Raw genomic sequence first — 18,569 nt, forward strand, 5'->3', positions numbered from 1 at the left:
TTATTTTCAATAATCTAATTCTCTAATTCATACGTATTTTATTTTTGTGTCGTTATTATTTCTTAGTTTTGTCAACAATTATTTGCATATGAGTTTTGTTAAGTTTCTTACCAGTAAAGTGTTTTTTAAACAATTGGCGTTAGCTATTGTAGCGTTGGTTGTATTAGGTTTTATAGCTTTAAAATGGCTAGCTATTACTACAAATCACGGAGAGTTTGTGGTGGTACCAGACCTAAAAGGGAAATCCTTAGAAACAGTTGGGATAGAATTAAAGGATCATGATTTAGCTATGGAGATACAAGATTCAGCTAATTATAACCCAAAATATCCTAAGTTTTCTGTGATTGAACAAAGTCCGAAAGCCGGAGCTCATGTAAAAGAAAACAGAACCATTTATTTAATATTAAACCCTTCTGGTTACCGTAAGGTCGAAGTGCCAAACATTTTGAAACGTACCTTTAGACAAGCCAAACCTCAGTTAGAGGCTTTAGAATTTGAAATCGGTGAAATCACCTATAAAGATGCTATTGGAGAAGGAGTCATCTCAATGTCTCACAAAGGTAAGCCTTTAACACCTGGTACATTATTACCCTTAACATCTAAGATAGACTTGGTATTAGGTAACGGTAAACTATAAATAAACATAATGCCAAATATTCCTGATATTTCAAACGAAGACGAAAACGAATTATACGAGCACCACGCCTTTAGAGTTGTGGCTGGTCAGCAACCGCTTCGTATCGATAAATACCTAATGAATTTTATTGAAAACGCTACGCGAAATAAAATTCAGGCTGCCGCTAAAGATGGAAGTATTTTTGTGAACGACGTTCCTGTAAAATCTAATTACAAGGTAAAACCCAACGACTATATTACGGTAAAGTTTGAGCATCCACCACACGAGAACCTTCTAGTTGCTGAAGATATTCCTATTGATGTGGTATACGAAGATGACGATTTACTTGTGGTTAATAAACCAGCAGGTATGGTGGTGCATCCAGGTCACGGCAATTATTCTGGAACTTTAATTAATGGTTTAATTTTTCATTTTGAAAATCTACCCAACAATTCTAGTGAAAGACCAGGATTGGTACATCGTATAGATAAAGATACCAGTGGCTTATTGGTTGTAGCTAAAACGGAACAGGCTATGGCGCATTTATCCGATCAGTTTGCTAAAAAAACAAGTGAACGTGAATATGTGGCTTTAGTTTGGGGAAATGTGAAAGATGATGAAGGTACTATTGAAGGTAATATTGGACGCCATCCTAAAAATAGATTGCAGAATACGGTATTCCTAGATGATGATGAAGAACATGGAAAACCAGCAGTAACACATTATAAAGTAATAGAGCGATTAGGGTATGTAACTTTAGTAAGTTGTAAGCTTGAAACAGGGCGTACACATCAAATCCGTGTACACATGAAACATATTGGTCATACCTTATTTAATGATGAACGTTATGGAGGCGAACGTATCTTAAAAGGGACCACTTTTACAAAATATAAGCAGTTTGTAGATAACTGTTTTAAAATTTTACCAAGGCAAGCACTACATGCAAAAACACTAGGGTTTGTTCACCCAACGACGGGAGAATTTATGAAATTTGAATCCGATATTCCTGAAGATATAGCACAGTGCGTTGAGAAGTGGAGACACTATGCCAAGCACATGGATTAGTTAATTTTAGCTTCTTATTTTATATAGAGATTACTTATATCACTATCACAATTAGTTCTCATTAATACTTGAAACTCTTTCTTTATCATCGTATTTTTACATAGAGAAAGAAAATAATAGAAGAACCTTTAATGTCATCTTGTTTGTGCAGGATGTCGTTACTGAAATAAATTCAGCAAAGCATGAAACTAGCACTATCACCAGCAAAATCTTTAGATTACGAAACTACACTGCCAACGACAAAAACTACAGATGGTATTTTTTTAGATGAAGCAGAACGTTTAAATAAAATATTAAAAAAGAAGTCCGCTAAGAGTCTTTCTAAGCTAATGCATATTTCAGATAATTTAGGACAGTTAAACTATCAGCGTAACCAAGAATGGGCATTACCTTTTACAAAAGATAACGCCAGACCTGCAATATATGCCTTTAGTGGAGATGTGTATAGAGGCTTAGATGCGTACAACATTCCTATAGAAAAACTAGATAAAGTAGAAGACACTGTTAGAATTTTATCTGGTTTATACGGTGTTCTAAAACCGTTAGATTTAATACAGCCTTACCGCTTAGAAATGGGAACTAAAATGCCTGTGGGAAAAAATAAAAATTTATATGAATTCTGGAAAAAGAAAGTGACCAAAGCCTTAAATGACGAGTTAGAAGAAGATGAGATTTTTCTAAACTTGGCTAGTAATGAATATTTTAAAGCCATAGATACTAAAGCTTTAAAGGTGCCTGTTATAAATGTGGCTTTTAAAGAATTTAAAAATGATAAATATAAAATTATAGCCATTTTTGCTAAATTAGCTAGAGGATTAATGGCGCGTTATATCATTGATACAAATGCCAAAACCATAGAGGATATTAAAGGCTTTAATTATGAAAACTACGGGTTTAGTGAAGCATTATCTTCTGAACACGAATTGGTGTTTACAAGATAAAAGATAACCGTAAATATGTATTACTTACTTATAGTTGTTCAGGTGTATTGTCTATACCATGCTTATAAAAATAGTAAACCTTACTACTGGTATTTTCTTATCTTTTTTATTCCTGCCATAGGATCCTTAATTTATATCATTACTCAGATATATAACAGGCGTGATGCTGAAAAAATTCAGGAAGGGATTACAACAGTTCTCAATCCCACAAAACAGATTAAAGATTTAGAAAAGAGGCTACAATTTGTAGATACATATGCTAATAGAATGGCGTTAGCCGATGCATATTTTAAGTTTAAAGATTTTTCGAATGCTATTTTAAATTATAAACAAACCTTAGATGATACTGTTCAGGATGACTATTATGCAAGGCAAAAATTAGTACAATGTTATTTTCAAATCAATGATTATGAAAGTGTAATTGAACAGGCAGAGTATATAAAAGAAAGTTCAGAATTTAAAGGGTCTATACCACAGTTCTGTTATGGTTTAGCATTAAATAGAAAAGGAAGAACTGATGAGGCCGAAATACAGCTTAAGCAAATAGATAGACCGTACTCTAACTATGCCGAGCGTCTAGAGCTTGCGAAATTTTATCTAGAAAATGATAGAAATAGAGAAGGGAAGGCGCTTTTAGAAGAGATTTCAACAGAATCTAAACGTTTAACGAAGCCCAATAGAAAACTTTATGGTTCAACTATTGCTGAGGTACAGCGTCTGTTGTCTAAACTATAGTATTTTAAATTATGTCTAAGTTTGTTAATTAAAAAGTGAAATTTAATTTCTAACTACGTTGGGTTAATCTTCTATTCCCCAAGGAGCTTCTGGTGTTTCAATGGTCTTGGTTATGTCAAAACGTACAGAAAATAGGCGATCAGTTCCTATACGACGAAGATTGTATGTAAAGCTAGTGTCATCAATAGTAAACCACCAGACATTTGAAGAAGCTGCAGGTATTATGCTAGAAGTATGTACATCGGCAGGAAACATTTGTAAGTATGGTAATCCTTGATTAACACTAGTACCTCCATATTGTGTAAGTTCCTCTTCAGTGCCATCTTTATGTCTGTGATCGTGTTTAAGACCTAGTATTTTATCGTCATTTATATGCAAGACCCAAGTTCGTGATTTATCATCTCCTACAAAGAAAGGAATTCTAATGGTGTCGGTATCACAAGATCGCACATGCATTACTAAAGATTTTCCTGTAAATCCGTCTCCTTCTTTACCTCCTGCTGTAACAACACCTTCATAAGCTTTTCCGCAATGCGTTTTTAATTGCTCCCAGAAAATTTCAGAATTGGTTTGTTCTTGGCCTAATCCATGTAAAGGAAATAGAAGTAAAAGGAAAATTAAGGTTTTCATAATAACATTTTGGTAAATAATTGTAAGCCCAGCTAATATACATGAATTCTTAATAGTTATCTGATAGAGACCACGGACTCATATTTAAGCATCTTTACACTGCACTATAATCGTGTTTAGGTTAAAGAATAGAGAAAATAAGTTAAACTAATGCTGTACAAATCTTAAATTAGAGCAAAATTTAATGATGAAAAAAACACTACAAATTGGAAATATTATTGCGCTAATTTTAACTATTGCTGTTAATTACCTGTCTAACACTGGTGTTTTAAATAACACTACCATTGGTGAAGTCTCTAATACTTATAGCTCTTTATTTACTCCAGCAGGATATACTTTTGCAATTTGGGGAATTATTTACCTACTACTTATTGGATTTGCGATTTATCAAGGGCGAAGCTTATTTGTAAAGGTTAATAATGATGCTGTAGTTATGAGAACAGGTTGGTGGTTCATTATCTCATGTATATATAACTCGCTTTGGGTATTTGCTTGGATTTACGAATATACCTTATTGTCTTGTGTTTTTATTTTTCTCTTACTGTTTTCACTTTTAAAAATTGTATTGAATAATAGAATGGAGTTAGATGATGAGCCTTTACCCATTATAACTTTTGTTTGGTGGCCATTTGTAATATATTCTGGTTGGGTTACTGTGGCGAGTATAGCAAATGTCGCTACCTATTTAGTAAAAATAGGTTGGGATGGTTTTGGTATTTCAGCCACCATTTGGACTATTTTGCTGGTCTTAATAGCCGTCGTTATTAACGTCATCGTCACTTGGAAACGAAATATGAGAGAGTTTGCCCTTGTTGGTGCATGGGCTTTAATAGGTATAGGAAATGCTAATAGTTTAAACAATGAATTGTTAATGTATATAGCTTTTTTCAGTGCTGCTTTGTTGATTATAAGTAGTAGTATTCATGGATTTAAAAACCGTGATACCAGTCCGCTTATTAAATTTCAGGAATGGAAGAAATCATAGGATTTAGAAGATAATAAGCATTTTACTAGAGTCAGGCTTAAAATAGACGTAACTTGCGCCAAATTAAAAGGAGTGACCTAAATAAATAGCGTTTGCTTCATAAACACTATTTATGTCATTTAAATCATTAGGCTTATCTGAGCCTTTACTACAAGCTATCCAGAAAAAAGGATACGAAACACCATCTCCAATTCAAGCAAAAGCCATTCCTTCAGTACTAGAAGGAAAAGATGTTTTGGCTTCGGCTCAAACCGGAACAGGAAAAACAGCAGGCTTTACCTTACCGATGCTCCATCTATTATCACAAGGTGCAGAGCAAAGACACAGACCAATTAGAGCCTTAATTTTAACTCCAACACGAGAATTGGCCGCTCAAGTTTTTGCCAACGTTAAAGAGTATAGCGAGTTTCTAAACATTAGAAGTACCGTTATTTTTGGTGGTGTGAATCAGAAACCACAGGTTAATAAATTACGTCAAGGGGTTGATGTTTTGGTGGCCACACCAGGACGATTAATTGATCTCGAAAACCAAGGACTATTGTCTTTAAATAAAGTTGAAATTTTTGTCTTAGATGAGGCTGACCGTATGTTAGATATGGGTTTTTTGCGTGATATTGAACGCGTTATGAAATTGATTCCTAAAAAACGACAGAATCTTATGTTCTCTGCAACGTTTTCTAAGGACATCAAGAAATTAGCGTATTCCATCCTTAATAATCCTGTGCAAGTTGAAGCCACTCCAGAAAATACAGCTGTTGAAGTGATAAAGCAAAAGGTATATCGTGTGGCTAAGGGTAAAAAAACAGGTTTAATTATTAAATTAATTGCTGAAGGAGACTGGAAACAAGTTTTAGTATTTACAAGAACAAAACACGGAGCGAATAAGCTGTGTAAAAAAATGATTAGCTCTGGTATTACTGCCGCAGCGATTCATGGTAATAAAAGCCAAGGTGCGCGAACAAAAGCTTTAGCCGGTTTTAAAAACAACTCTATTAGAGTGCTTGTAGCTACAGATATTGCAGCGAGAGGTTTAGATATACCATTGTTGCCACATGTTATCAATTTCGAATTACCAAATATTGCCGAAGACTATGTACATAGAATTGGTAGAACAGGAAGAGCAGGTGCAGAAGGTGAGGCGATGTCTCTGGTTAGTGCTGATGAAACGTTATATCTTAAAGGTATTGAAAAATTAATTGGTGAGAAAATTAACGTTGAAATAATTGAAGGTTTTGAACCCGATCCTAATGCTTCTACAGAACCTATAAAACCTGGGCAAAATAGAAATCAGGGACGTCGTAGAAGTTCTAACACTAAGAGTTCTAATAATTCCAGAAACTCTAATTCTGATCGTAACAAAAGTAGAAGTCGAAATAAAAATAGTAGTAATAGACGTTAAGCTATGACATCAGCTTTAAAAGATAAAATTATAGAAGTTTGCGATAAAAAGATTGCTCAGAAAGGGGCTAATGTTGGAATTTCATTTTATGCGTTTTTTAAGAATAAAAATGATAATCCAAAAATGTTAATGGAAGCCGCAACATGGTGGATAGAAACGCATCAATTAGACCATTTTGAAAAAGCAGTAAAGATTAAGGAATTGATGCAAAATTATTAGTTTGTTGATATTCCTGTGCAGACAGGGATTCAATTAAGTATTAAAAAAAAACAGATTCCTGCTTTCGCAAGAATGACAAAGAAAAACGATGTCAACACAACCTAACAACCCACTTCACGGAGTAAAGCTTGAACAGATTATCACTGATTTACAAGCGCACTATGGGTGGGAGTATATGGGTTACCAAATTAACATTCGCTGTTTTACCCACGACCCTTCCGTTAAATCGAGTTTAAAGTTTCTAAGACGTACACCTTGGGCACGCACTAAAGTTGAGCGTATGTATTTAGAATATTTAAAAAAGAACCCGAAATAGATAATAGCCTTTAAAGGTTATCACTTTATTGCAATCACATTATGGGTAATGTCTTTCCTTTTTTCTTATCTAAATAATGGCGTAAGACTCCTCCTTTAACATTGTTTACATCAAACTCAACAATAAATGCGTTTTCGTCAATGTCTTCGATAATACGATGCATTTTTTTAATGTCAATTCGGTTAATTATGGTGTGAATGATATCAAAATCTTGTTGAGGTCCTTTGCTACCAAATCCTTTAGAACCTTTGTAAGTGGTTAGGCCTACACCTAATTCAATCATAATTGCGTGCTTTATTTCTGCATAATGATTAGACACTATTGTAACACCGATAAAATCTTCAAAACCTTCAATGGTCATATCCGTTACTTTAGCAGTTACAATGTAGGTAAGAATGGAATACAGTGCAATTTCTAAAGAGACCACGAGCGCTGTAATACTAAATAAGATAATATTAAACATCAAAATGACTCTTCCTATGCTTAAGCCAAATTTGTCGTTGAGATAAATTCCTAAGATTTCTGATCCATCTAAGACGGAACCGTTTCTAATTGCAATACCAATTCCACCTCCTAAACACAGACCTCCAAAAATAGAAATAAGTAGTTTATCATCGGTTATGGTATCATAATTACCAAAGTGGATTAAAGAGGCAAAACCGAGAATGCTCAGTACCGATTTTATAACAATGCGTTTAGAAACCGTATAGTAGCCAAGAATTAAAAATGGTAAACTAAAAATAATGAGTAGTAAAGAGATGTCTACACCAATAAGCCTGTTTACGAGTAGTGCAATTCCTGTAACTCCACCATCCATAAAACCATTAGGTAGTAAAAAAGCTTTTAAGCCAATGCTGGCTAAAATGATGCCAAGGACAATTTGAGTTAATTCTGAAAAAAAATTATACCGCTTGGAGTGTTTCAAATTTGAAGGTTTTGTTCAGGAAAAGTTACAAAAACCATTTTAACTAGATGATGTTTGAAGGAGATATTTCGAATTTTATTAAAACCGAAATATCAACTTTCTAAAAGCTGCAATTCCTTATTTTATCTGTCTTAAACCTTCGTAGACAATAATGCTCACGGCATTCGCTAAATTTAAACTTCTAATAGATGTGCTATATAAAGGAATTTTAAAAAGTTGAGAGGCATAACGTTCTATTAATGGTTTTGGTAAGCCAACTGATTCTTTACCGAATACCAAAAACATGTCATCTTCAAATTTAATGTCCCAATGATTCTGTGTGCCATGACTTGATAAAAACACCATTTTAGCATTTTTATTTTTTTGGAAAAACGCTTCCATATTGTCATAATAAATCACTTCTAGGTGCTGCCAGTAATCGAGTCCTGCACGTTTTAAGCGTTTGTCATCAATTTCAAATCCAAATGGTTTTACTAAGTGTAATGTAGACCCTGAAGCTAATGCTAATCTACCTATATTTCCTGTATTATTTGGGATTTCAGGTTCTATGAGTACAATATTAAGCGGCATTTTTTTGTGTGAGTTTAATAAATATTAATCGGATTAATAATACAAATGGCAAGCCATGAAATACCACATCTAACCAATCTTTAAAAGCCATTGCGACTGCACCTCCTGCAATCCACCGTATTTTACCTAAAAGATGTGGTTCTGGAAAAAAAGGTGCTAAGCCTAAAGTTAAGCAGAGTAAGATTATTAATTTCCAATCGTTGAGTAATTTCATCGTATAAATAAAAAGTCCATTCAAAGATATGAATAGACTTTTCAATTTTTAGTTTTCAGCAATTACTTTTTTTTCTGCTGACTTTTTATAGTGTCTTTATCAATGTCAAACTCATTGGTTTCCTGATTTACGTTGGCCGTAGGATTGGTCGGATTGTTTTGAGTTTTTGTAGTTTTAAACTTTTTTTTATCTTTTATAATTCCCATGATTTCTATGTTTTTAGGTTCAGCAATAAGATAAAAAACAACGGGCACTTTATGTCATAAGGCTTTCATAAAATCAGGTAGATAAATGTTAAATAGTTTTAGGATTTACGACGTATAGACGTTACAAAATCGTCAATATGTTCTGTACCTTTTTCAGTTAAGTGTTTAATAAAAGCACTTCCTATAATTGCACCTTTGCTATAGCGCGTAGCTTGTGTAAAGGTTTCGTGATTAGAAATGCCAAATCCTATTATTTGAGGATTCTTTAAAGACATATCTGCAATGCGCTTAAAATATGAGGTTTGCTCATCGCCAAAGCCAGAGCTACTTCCTGTAACACTCGCTGAACTAACCATATAAATAAATCCATTTGATACCGAATCTATATAGCGAATGCGCTCTTCTGAGGTTTGAGGTGTAATTAAAAAGACATTAATTAAGCCATATTTTTCGAACGTTGATTTGTATTCGGAATGATAGACATCTACTGGTAAATCTGGTATTATAAGACCATCAATTCCAATTTCTTGGCATTTTTTGCAAAAAGCCTCCACACCATATTGCAACATTGGGTTAAAATAACCCATTATAATCAAAGGAATGGAAACCGTTTTTCTAATATCTTTTAATTGCTCAAATAACAGCGCGCTCGTCATGCCGTTTTGCAATGCCTTTGTAGAACTTGCTTGTATAGTTGGGCCGTCAGCAAGAGGATCACTAAACGGTAAGCCAATCTCTAATAGGTCTACACCACTTTTTTCAAGATTTTCAATAATACTTACGGTATCATTAATGTTAGGATAGCCTGCAGTAAAATATATAGATAAAAGCTTATGGTCTTCGTTTAATTTTTGGTTTATTCTGTTCAAAATTTATGTTTTATTAATCTGAATAATGATCAGGATTCTAAGTACTAAATAAGCAGCCAATTTACAGAAAAACTGAGAGATTATAAGCATTCGTAGCAACATTATCACTTATTGATGTTATCTTCTATAGAATACCAATGTGTATCTTAAGGGTGTGTGTCTTAAACACCACGTGGTATATTTAATAACTCCGTGCATAATTATAAACAAATTCTATCGTTATAGATTTGGTATTGAATTATATTTGTAACAATATACAATCATCCATAAAAACACTTATCAAATGATGTGCATCAAAAAACAGTTAATCATCGTTTTTCTTATTATATCTTCAGTTGGTATGGCGCAAAAATCAGCGATTTATACTAGTGATTTGCAAGACTATCAAAAGGCGTTAACTTTATACAATAATAAACAATTTAAAGCCGCACAGGCGTTATTCGACGATGTAAAGTCTACAACAAATGATGCTACAATAGAATCGGATTGTGCCTATTATATTGCGAATTGTGCCGTAAGGCTAAATCAGAACAATGCTGATAACCTTATTACTGAGTTTGTGGAGGACTATCCCACAAGTACTAAAAAAAATACAGCGTTTTTAGATGTCGCAGATTATTATTTTAATAACGGAAAATATGCCTATGCGCGCAAATGGTACGATAAAGTAGATGAACGTAATATGGCTTTAGCCGAAAAGGAGCGTTTTAACTTTAATTATGGTTATGCCTTGTATTCTACAAAAGATGAAAAGAAAGCGACAAAATATTTAAATCGGGTTGTAAATTCTAAAGAGTACGGTTCTCAGGCTAAATATTATATTGGCTTTATGGCGTATCAAGGTGATGATTATGATACGGCAAATGAGTATTTTGATCAAGTTAGCGATAACGAAAAATATAAGGAAAAGTTATCGTATTATCAGGCAGACTTAAATTTTAAACTCGGAAAATTTGAAAAAGCGATAGAATTAGCCGAAGCCCAATTACCAAAAAGCACGGCAGCAGAGCAGTCTGAATTATCAAAAATTATTGGCGAAAGCTATTTTAATCTCGGAAAATATGCTGAAGCAATTCCGTATTTAAAAGCTTATAAAGGCAAAAAACGCAAATGGAATAATACGGACTATTACCAATTGGGTTATGCACATTATAAGCAAAATGATTTTGAAAGTGCCATTTCAGAATTCAACAAAATAATTGGAGGAAACAATGCTGTGGCACAAAATGCGTATTACCATTTGGGTGAGAGTTATATTAACTTAGATAAAAAACAAGAAGCTTTAAATGCTTTTAGAAATGCGTCTCAGATGGAGTTTGATTTAAAAATTCAAGAAGATGCTTGGTTAAACTATGCAAAGATTAGTTACGATATTGGAAACCCATACCAATCCGTGCCACAAGTTCTAACCGGTTATTTAGAGCAATACCCTAATACCAATTATAAAGATGAAATTGAGACCTTGCTAATCGATTCTTATATAACTTCAAAAAATTATAAGGAGGCGTTAGAGTTATTAAAGGGCAAAAATAGTTTTGAGAACAAAGCAGCTTATCAAAAAGTCGCCTTTTTTAGAGCTGTAGAGTTTTATAATGAAAATAAATATAATGAAGCTTTATCACTTTTTAAAGGCTCTTTAAAGGAACCTATAGATCCTGTTTTTGTGGCAAAAGCGACATTTTGGAAAGCTGAAACCGAATATAATTTATCTAATTATAATGATGCTTTAATTGGTTTTAAACAGTTTAATGGGTTTAGTGAATCTTCAGGGTTATCAGAAAATGAAAACCTAAACTATAACTTAGCCTACACTTATTTTAAGTTGAAAGACTATACCAATGCGTCGCTCTATTTTGAAAAGTTTATTTCTCAAAAACCTAACGACAAGTTGCGCCAAAATGATGCCTATTTAAGATTGGCTGATGGATATTTTGTATCGAGTAATTATAATGATGCCATTGAGGCTTATAATAAAGCGATTCAGATTAATGAAATTGAAACCGATTATGCTGCATTTCAAAAAGCGATGAGTCAAGGGTATTTAGGAAAAGGTTCTGAAAAAATAGCTGAATTAAAATCGTTTATCAATACCTATCCAAAATCAGCATTACGCGATGATGCGATGTACGAATTGGCAAATTCATATGTAAAATCTAATGATACGGACAAAGCCATGCAAATGTACGATCGTTTAAATTCTGAATATAAAGCGAGTGCATTTACGTCTAAAGCCTTGTTGCGACAAGGATTGGTATACTACAATGACAATGATAATACACGTGCCTTAACAAAGTTTAAAAAAGTAGCAACAGATTTTCCTGGTTCTGGTGAAGCTGTGCAAGCGGTTTCAACAGTACGCTTAATTTATATCGATCTAGGTCGTGTTGAAGAATACGCAAATTGGGTACGAACGTTAGATTATGTTGAAGTTTCGGATGTAGAATTAGACAACACCACCTATTTGGCTGCAGAAAAACCATATTTAGATAACGAAACGGATAAAGCGATTCGTCAATTTAATAAATATTTAAATCAGTTTCCTAATGGTATTCACAGTTTAAAAGCACATTTCTATGTGGCGCAATTGTACTACAAGAAGGACTTATACGATAATGCTCTGCCGCATTATAAGGCTGTTGTTGAGTCACCAAAATCTGAATACACAGAACAAGCTGTAGTAAAGCTTAGTGAAATTTACTTGAGTAATTCTAATTGGGAAAAAGCCGTTCCGGTATTACAACGATTAGAAATTGAAGCCGATTATCCGCAGAATGTCATCTATGCACAATCTAATTTAATGAATGCCTATTACCAAACGGAAGATTACGTTAAGGCAGAAAGCTATGCTGAAAAAGTATTAAGCAATGCAAAATTAGATAACAAAGTAAAAAGTGATGCAAAATTGACCATTGCACGTTCTGCTATTAAAACAGGAAACGAATCGAAAGCAAAAACCGCCTATGAGGAGGTTGAAAAAATTGCCACAGGAAGTGTTGCTGCTGAAGCTTTATTTTACAATGGCTACTTTAAAAATAAAGAAGGAGCGTATGAAGTTTCAAATGAAACTATTCAAAAATTAGTTAAGGATTACGGAAGTTATAAGCTCTATAGTGCCAAAGGTCTAGTGGTTATGGCTAAGAATTTTTATGCCTTAGGCGATGCGTTTCAAGCCACATATATATTAGAAAGTGTGATAAGCAACTTTCCAGATTTTACAGAGGTTGTAAATGAGGCAAAACAAGAATTAAGCAAAATAAAAGCAGAGGAAGCAAAAACAAATTCATCAATCGAAACAGACGACAATTAGTGCTAGATAGACATATGTCACACTGAGCGCAGTCGAAGTGCAATCAAATAAATACACATGAAAATTAAACATATAATTTTAGCAATTTTCACTTTAAGTTTAACTTTTAGTCATGCTCAAGAAAAAGACACTATAGCAAACCAAACTGTTAACGTTATAAAACCATATACACCAACAATTTCGGATGCTTTTAAAATTAAGGACAATCCAAAGTTGAGTGATTCAAATGCGGTAAAGAAGAAGGAGATTAAGTATAATATTTTTTCAATTCCTGTAGCCTCAACCTTTACACCAGCAAAAGGAAAGGCAGCAACGGTAGAGAGAGCTAAAGCTGTAAAATTATACGACAATTATGCCTCTTTGGGAATTGGCTCTTACACCACTATTTTGGGCGAAGTGTACCTTAATCATGAATTAAGTAGAGACGAAAATATTGGAGGTTATTTTAGTCACCACTCGTCGCAAGGTGGCATCGATGATGTAGTATTAGATGATAATTTTTCTAAGACCAAATTAAATGCCTATTACAAAAAAAGCGACAGAGATTATACATGGCAAGTTGATGGTGGATTTAATTTACAAACCTACAATTGGTACGGTGTGCCACTAGAATATTATGAGGCAAATGACTTAGATGGTATGGATGCAGGCCAAACGTACAACGACCTTTACTTTGGTGGTAAAATTGATTTTGAAGATGCCATTGTAAAAGATGCAAGTCTGCGTTTTAGACGTTTTGGTGATAATCACGATTCTGCCGAAAATAGATTAGTGGCTAAATCTAGTGTAGATGTACCTGTGCAAGGAGAGCTTATTAATGCTGAAGTATCCATCGATTACTTAGGTGGTTCTTTCGATAGAGATTTAGAAAATATAAGTGAAATTAATTATGGAAATGTATCATTAGGTTTGGCGCCTTCGTACCAAATGCATCAAGAGGATTTAACATTAGACTTAGGTGTGAAGTTTGTATATTTTAATGATACAGAGTATAGTGATAGTAAATTTTTTATATATCCAAATATTGAGGCGTCTTACCGTTTGGTTGATGAAATATTAATTGCTTATGGTGGACTTAAAGGAGATTTAATTCAGAATTCTTATTACGATTTTGCAAATGAAAATCCGTTTGTATCACCTTCGTTATTTATTACTCCAACCGATCAGCAGTATAAAACTTTTGTAGGTGTAAAAGGAAAACTGACAAATAGTATCGGGTATAACTTAAAAGCGAACTATACTTCAGAAAAGAATAAAGCCATGTATACATCTAATCCGGCTTCAAATGATCCATTAACAGAATATCAGTTTGGAAATTCGTTCAATGTAGCTTACGATGATGTGACCACCTTTTCAATAGCAGGTGAATTAAATGTGGACTTTAATAGAAACTTTACTTTAGGTGTAAAAGGTGAATTTTTTACATATAGTACAGATAATCAATCTGAAGCTTGGAATATGCCAGACCTCACAGCATCTTTATTTATGGATTATCAGATTTCGGAGAAATGGTTTGCTGGTTCTAGTATCTTCTTTGTAGGAGAACGTAAAGATCAAAGCATGTATGTTGATGAACTAAACGAATTAAATAATACAGTTACAACAGTCTCTTTAGACAGTTATTTTGATATCAATGCACATGTAGGTTATAAGATAAACGATCAATTGTCTGTTTTTGCTAAAGCCAACAATATTGCGAGTCAGAATTATGAGCGTTGGTTAAACTTTCCGGTGCAAGGATTACAAGTTTTAGCAGGTGCAACTTATCAATTCGATTTTTAAGAAACAACCACCACGGACTTTGTAAGTATATCGGCTAAGTACAACAAAGTAGCTAGTAAAATTATAGACAAAGTCTGGTAATAACAGAAAAGCGTTCCATTTCGGAGCGCTTTTCTTATTTTTACGTATTACTAAACCTAACAACTCATGAAATCTCAGTCTTACAAACAAACGTTTATAAATATTCTAAAAAAAAGTAGACAAACCGTTTTATTATGCACTATTTGTGTTTTATGCGCATGTGAAAAGGAAAAACAGCAAGCGGACCTAATAGTTACTAATGCCAATATCTACACTGTAGATGAAGCATTCAGTAAAGCAGAATCATTTGTAGTAAAAGACGGAAAGATTATTGCAGTCGGCACAACGTCTGAAATTAGTGAAACATATAAAGCCAATGATACTTTAAACGCAGAAGGCCAAACTATTGTGCCAGGATTTATAGATGCACATTGTCACTTTTTAGGTTTAGGACTTAATCAACAAGCTGTAAATTTGGTAGGTACTAAGAGTTTTGAAGATATGGTAAAACGCGTTTTAAACTTTCAGAATGAAAATAACAAGGAGTTTATTTACGGTGGAGGTTGGGATCAGAATGATTGGGAAGACAAAGCGTATCCAAACAAACGTTTATTAGATAAATTATATCCTGAAACACCCATCGTATTATTGCGTATCGATGGTCATGCTTTATTAGCAAATCAAGCCGCTTTAGACTTAGGGAATGTCACTGTAAATTCAAAAATAGAAGGAGGAGAAGTGCTTGTGGAAAATGGAGAACTCACAGGTATATTAATAGATAATGCAGAATCCTTGGTGATGAATCATTGGCCAAATCCTAATAGAAACGAAATGGTCAATGCCTTGCTAGAAGCACAAAAAATTTGTTTTGACTTGGGATTAACAACGGTAGATGATGCAGGATTAGATAAAGAAACAATTAAAATTATAGACAGTCTTCAAGTAGCTGGAGATTTAAAAATGCGTATTTATGCTATGGTTTCTGCTTCTGAGTCTAATTTAGATCACTTTTTAGATAAAGGAATCACAAAAACAGAACGTTTAAATGTTCGTTCTTTTAAGTTCTATGCGGACGGTGCCTTAGGATCTCGAGGCGCAATGCTCAAAGTTCCTTATAGTGATAAACCAGGTCATTTAGGATTAATGGTTACAGATTTAGAAACTTTAAAAACTTCTGCAGAACGAATTGCAGATACAGAATTTCAAATGAATACGCATGCTATCGGTGATTCAGCAAATAAAGCTGTTTTAGAGACATATACTAAAGTTCTTAAAGGAAAAGAAAATAAACGTTGGCGCGTGGAACATGCACAAATTGTATCTCAACAAGATTTTGAAATGTATAAAAACATAATGCCTTCAATTCAACCGACACATGCCACTAGCGATATGTATTGGGCAGAAGAAAGAATTGGAGAAGAACGGTTAAAAGGAGCTTATGCCAACAAACAGTTGTTAGATGCTTACGGTAAAGTGGCATTAGGAACAGATTTTCCGGTAGAGCAGGTGAGTCCCTTCTTAACGTTTTATGCGGCTGTAGCAAGGCAAGATTTAAAAGGGTTTCCTATAGGTGGTTTTCAAATAGAAAACGGATTAAGTAGAGAAGAAACCTTAAAAGGAATGACCATTTGGGCTGCTTACTCTAATTTTGAAGAGCACGAAAAAGGAAGTATCGAAGTTGGTAAATTTGCAGATTTTATTGTGTTAGATAAGGATATAATGTCTGTTCCAGTTGCTGAGATTCCAGAGATTAAAGTGGTGAAAACAGTTGTGGGTGGCGAAATTCAATAAGTTATAATTATGATTGTAAAAGCGATTTATTTTTCTGTGATTTTTGTGTTTTGTTCAAATTTTATGTTTGCACAATACGGCTGGACGGAAGCCGAAGTATTCTTAAAAAACGATGAGGTATTAAAAGGCCTCGCATCTATACCTATGATGTATGGTACTGTAAATCTAAAAAAAGAACAACTAAAGTTTAAGGCTGACAAAAAATCTAAAAAATCTAAATATAAGCCCGAAGACATTGATAGTATAATTTTTACTGTTACTTATAAAGAACGTATTGATGGTAAACGTGTAGAGAAAACACGTATTGAAACCTACATTCCTATCTATCTCAATAAAAAGCAAAGCAAAATGGGTTTTGCTGAAATATTAGTCGATGGTGAATTAAAGTTGGTAGGGCGCACAATAATGGTACAGTCAGGAGGTAGTTGGACGCCTGCAACTGGTGCTCCCAATAGTGTTCCGGTTTATATTCCTGGTTATATGGGTGTCCATAACCAAGTGATGATATTACGACCTGGTACAACTCCAGAAATCTTTAACCATGTAAGTCTAACCAAATCCTTTAGAAAAAGAGCTATGGAGTATTTTAGCGATTGTCCGGCACTTCAAACTAAAATTGAAACCAAGGAATTTAAGAAAGTCGATTTGCAAGCTATTGTAAGATTTTACAACGCTAATTGTAATTAGTAAAGTTTTGCTAAATAGTCAAAATGGGCACCATCCATAATCTTTTCACACTTTAAACCAACGGTTAAACAGGCTGTTTTTAACGTTTCAAAATCGAGATACAACCATTTCATAGGTGTTTCTTTTTCCCCTTTATAAGACAAAAAATAATCTAGTTCACCAGGATAACCTTGATTAAGATCTAACCACATACCACCATCCTCATCTTCGTACATATATGAAATATCTGAAGAGTCAATGAGAATTTGCCCTTCTGATTTTAATAACGATTTTAAATGTTTTAAATATGTTGAAACTTGAGATAGCTCTTGAAAAATTCCCGTACCATTCATTAATAATAGAATGGTATCAAACGTTTCTGTCTCTTCTAAAAGTGGTATGCGTTTAACATTGATAATACCACGCTTTAGGGCCACTTCAATGGCTCCTTTAGAGTTGTCAATGGCTTTTACATTTAGGCCTTTTTCTTGTAACCAAAGCGCATGGCTTGCTGCACCACAGCCTACATCTAAAATATGGCCTTTAGATAATTGAAGTGCCTTTTGTTCTAATTTAGGCATTTCAGTATACTTTCTAAATAGATACGGAAGCGGTAAGGTATCTTCATCCGAAATGTTAGTAGACGTAATAATGTCTTCAGAATATTTTCCATTCTGATAGTCTAATAGTGCTTTTCCAAAGAGGTCTTTAGTCATAATTGTTTATCAGTTCTATTAATTTTATTCTAAATTGTATCGAGAACTTTAATTAGATTTGTGTTATGCAAGACCAAATTAATAATCTTCCTAAGCGTGCCAAAGATAAGCATAAGGAAAATAAAACCTTTTTTACAAAACTAAAAAAGAGGCCTCCCAAACAATTAGATTATATAATGCAAGAGTTGCATGCTGAAGAATTTGAACGTACGGATTGTTTAGAATGTGCCAATTGCTGTAAAACAACAGGACCGTTATTTACGTCTAAGGATATTCAGCGAATTGCTAAGTTTTTTAGAATGAAAGAGCAGCAATTTATAGAAACCTATTTGCGTTTAGATGAAGAAAACGATTATGTATTACAATCCGTACCATGTACGTTTCTAGGAGCAGATAACTATTGTTCTATCTATGATGTACGTCCTAAGGCGTGCAGCGAATTTCCGCATACAGATCGAAAAAAATTTCAACAAATCTCTAATTTAACTTTAAAAAATGTTGCCATATGTCCGGCGGCGTACAATATAGTTGAAGCCATGAAAAAGAAAATTCAATTTTAAAAGGTCTATTTTTTTCGGAATAATTTTTGATATTAA

General features: G+C 33.7%; 20 protein-coding genes. 13 read left to right on the forward strand and 7 right to left on the reverse strand.

Annotation, left to right across the window (positions count from 1 at the left end):
• Nucleotides 1-88 precede the first annotated feature (88 nt).
• From C8N41_RS09310 to C8N41_RS09325, 4 genes are all read left to right on the forward strand, one after another.
• Nucleotides 89-637, forward strand: coding sequence for a PASTA domain-containing protein (locus tag C8N41_RS09310; protein WP_092446898.1), 549 nt, complete (start codon nt 89-91; stop codon nt 635-637).
• Between the two features lie 9 nt (nt 638-646).
• On the forward strand, nt 647-1,681 hold the full coding sequence (locus tag C8N41_RS09315; protein ID WP_092446899.1) for an RluA family pseudouridine synthase: 1,035 nt from the start codon (nt 647-649) through the stop codon (nt 1,679-1,681).
• Between the two features lie 182 nt (nt 1,682-1,863).
• Nucleotides 1,864-2,622: a peroxide stress protein YaaA gene (yaaA, locus tag C8N41_RS09320; protein ID WP_115839073.1), complete on the forward strand. Its 759-nt coding sequence runs from the start codon at nt 1,864-1,866 to the stop codon at nt 2,620-2,622.
• A gap of 15 nt (nt 2,623-2,637) precedes the next feature.
• Nucleotides 2,638-3,357 carry a hypothetical protein gene (locus C8N41_RS09325; RefSeq protein ID WP_092446901.1) on the forward strand — a complete coding sequence of 240 codons (720 nt, stop codon included), beginning with the start codon at nt 2,638-2,640 and terminating at the stop codon, nt 3,355-3,357.
• A 63-nt stretch (nt 3,358-3,420) separates the two neighbouring features.
• On the opposite strand, the gene C8N41_RS09330 is transcribed toward C8N41_RS09325, so the two are convergent.
• On the reverse strand, nt 3,421-3,987 hold the full coding sequence (locus tag C8N41_RS09330) for a hypothetical protein (protein ID WP_115839074.1): 567 nt from the start codon (nt 3,985-3,987) through the stop codon (nt 3,421-3,423).
• Between the two features lie 184 nt (nt 3,988-4,171).
• On the opposite strand from C8N41_RS09330, the gene C8N41_RS09335 reads away from it, so the two are divergent.
• The 4 genes from C8N41_RS09335 (at nt 4,172) to C8N41_RS09350 (ending at nt 6,906) form a co-directional block, all read left to right on the forward strand.
• On the forward strand, nt 4,172-4,972 hold the full coding sequence (locus C8N41_RS09335) for a tryptophan-rich sensory protein (RefSeq protein ID WP_317124576.1): 801 nt from the start codon (nt 4,172-4,174) through the stop codon (nt 4,970-4,972).
• Between the two features lie 112 nt (nt 4,973-5,084).
• Nucleotides 5,085-6,371: a DEAD/DEAH box helicase gene (locus tag C8N41_RS09340; RefSeq protein WP_115839076.1), complete on the forward strand. Its 1,287-nt coding sequence runs from the start codon at nt 5,085-5,087 to the stop codon at nt 6,369-6,371.
• Nucleotides 6,372-6,374: 3 nt separating this feature from the next.
• Nucleotides 6,375-6,590 carry a DUF6500 family protein gene (locus C8N41_RS09345; RefSeq protein ID WP_092446905.1) on the forward strand — a complete coding sequence of 72 codons (216 nt, stop codon included), beginning with the start codon at nt 6,375-6,377 and terminating at the stop codon, nt 6,588-6,590.
• A gap of 88 nt (nt 6,591-6,678) precedes the next feature.
• Nucleotides 6,679-6,906: a VF530 family protein gene (locus C8N41_RS09350; RefSeq protein ID WP_092446906.1), complete on the forward strand. Its 228-nt coding sequence runs from the start codon at nt 6,679-6,681 to the stop codon at nt 6,904-6,906.
• A gap of 34 nt (nt 6,907-6,940) precedes the next feature.
• Here the strand turns inward: C8N41_RS09350 and C8N41_RS09355 are convergent, their stop codons facing one another.
• The 5 genes from C8N41_RS09355 to trpA form a co-directional block, all read right to left on the reverse strand.
• Nucleotides 6,941-7,831, reverse strand: a complete 891-nt coding sequence (locus C8N41_RS09355) for a YitT family protein (RefSeq protein ID WP_244266668.1) — start codon at nt 7,829-7,831, stop codon at nt 6,941-6,943.
• Nucleotides 7,832-7,948: 117 nt separating this feature from the next.
• A complete protein-coding gene (locus tag C8N41_RS09360) occupies nt 7,949-8,401 on the reverse strand; it encodes a tRNA (cytidine(34)-2'-O)-methyltransferase (protein ID WP_092446907.1) in 453 nt (150 codons plus the stop codon).
• A complete protein-coding gene (locus tag C8N41_RS09365) occupies nt 8,391-8,615 on the reverse strand; it encodes a hypothetical protein (RefSeq protein WP_115839077.1) in 225 nt (74 codons plus the stop codon). Before C8N41_RS09365 ends, C8N41_RS09360 begins: the two co-directional genes overlap by 11 nt.
• Nucleotides 8,616-8,677: 62 nt before the next feature.
• Entirely contained in the window at nt 8,678-8,821 is a 144-nt protein-coding gene (locus C8N41_RS16945) for a hypothetical protein (protein ID WP_170137110.1), read from the reverse strand.
• Nucleotides 8,822-8,919: 98 nt separating this feature from the next.
• Nucleotides 8,920-9,690 carry a tryptophan synthase subunit alpha gene (trpA, locus tag C8N41_RS09375; protein ID WP_115839079.1) on the reverse strand — a complete coding sequence of 257 codons (771 nt, stop codon included), beginning with the start codon at nt 9,688-9,690 and terminating at the stop codon, nt 8,920-8,922.
• Between the two features lie 286 nt (nt 9,691-9,976).
• Here trpA and C8N41_RS09380 point away from each other — a divergent pair, with 286 nt between their 5' ends.
• The 4 genes from C8N41_RS09380 to C8N41_RS09395 all read left to right on the forward strand — a co-directional run bounded on the left by C8N41_RS09380 (nt 9,977) and on the right by C8N41_RS09395 (nt 17,278).
• A complete protein-coding gene (locus tag C8N41_RS09380; RefSeq protein WP_394364701.1) occupies nt 9,977-12,997 on the forward strand; it encodes a tetratricopeptide repeat protein in 3,021 nt (1,006 codons plus the stop codon).
• A gap of 57 nt (nt 12,998-13,054) precedes the next feature.
• Nucleotides 13,055-14,779, forward strand: a complete 1,725-nt coding sequence (locus C8N41_RS09385; protein ID WP_115839081.1) for a porin family protein — start codon at nt 13,055-13,057, stop codon at nt 14,777-14,779.
• Between the two features lie 147 nt (nt 14,780-14,926).
• Nucleotides 14,927-16,591, forward strand: a complete 1,665-nt coding sequence (locus C8N41_RS09390; protein WP_115839082.1) for an amidohydrolase — start codon at nt 14,927-14,929, stop codon at nt 16,589-16,591.
• 63 nt (nt 16,592-16,654) lie between these two features.
• Nucleotides 16,655-17,278 (forward strand): hypothetical protein, encoded by a 624-nt coding sequence (locus tag C8N41_RS09395; protein WP_147298947.1) that lies wholly within the window; start codon nt 16,655-16,657, stop codon nt 17,276-17,278.
• Here the strand turns inward: C8N41_RS09395 and C8N41_RS09400 are convergent.
• Nucleotides 17,275-17,973, reverse strand: coding sequence for a class I SAM-dependent methyltransferase (locus C8N41_RS09400; RefSeq protein WP_115839084.1), 699 nt, complete (start codon nt 17,971-17,973; stop codon nt 17,275-17,277). The two genes, C8N41_RS09395 and C8N41_RS09400, sit on opposite strands and share 4 nt — an antisense overlap.
• Nucleotides 17,974-18,038: 65 nt before the next feature.
• On the opposite strand from C8N41_RS09400, the gene C8N41_RS09405 reads away from it, so the two are divergent.
• Nucleotides 18,039-18,533, forward strand: coding sequence for a YkgJ family cysteine cluster protein (locus C8N41_RS09405; protein WP_115839085.1), 495 nt, complete (start codon nt 18,039-18,041; stop codon nt 18,531-18,533).
• Nucleotides 18,534-18,569: the final 36 nt, after the last annotated feature.

The organism is Winogradskyella sediminis (assembly GCF_003387355.1).
Classification (GTDB): Bacteria; Bacteroidota; Bacteroidia; order Flavobacteriales; family Flavobacteriaceae; genus Winogradskyella; species Winogradskyella sediminis.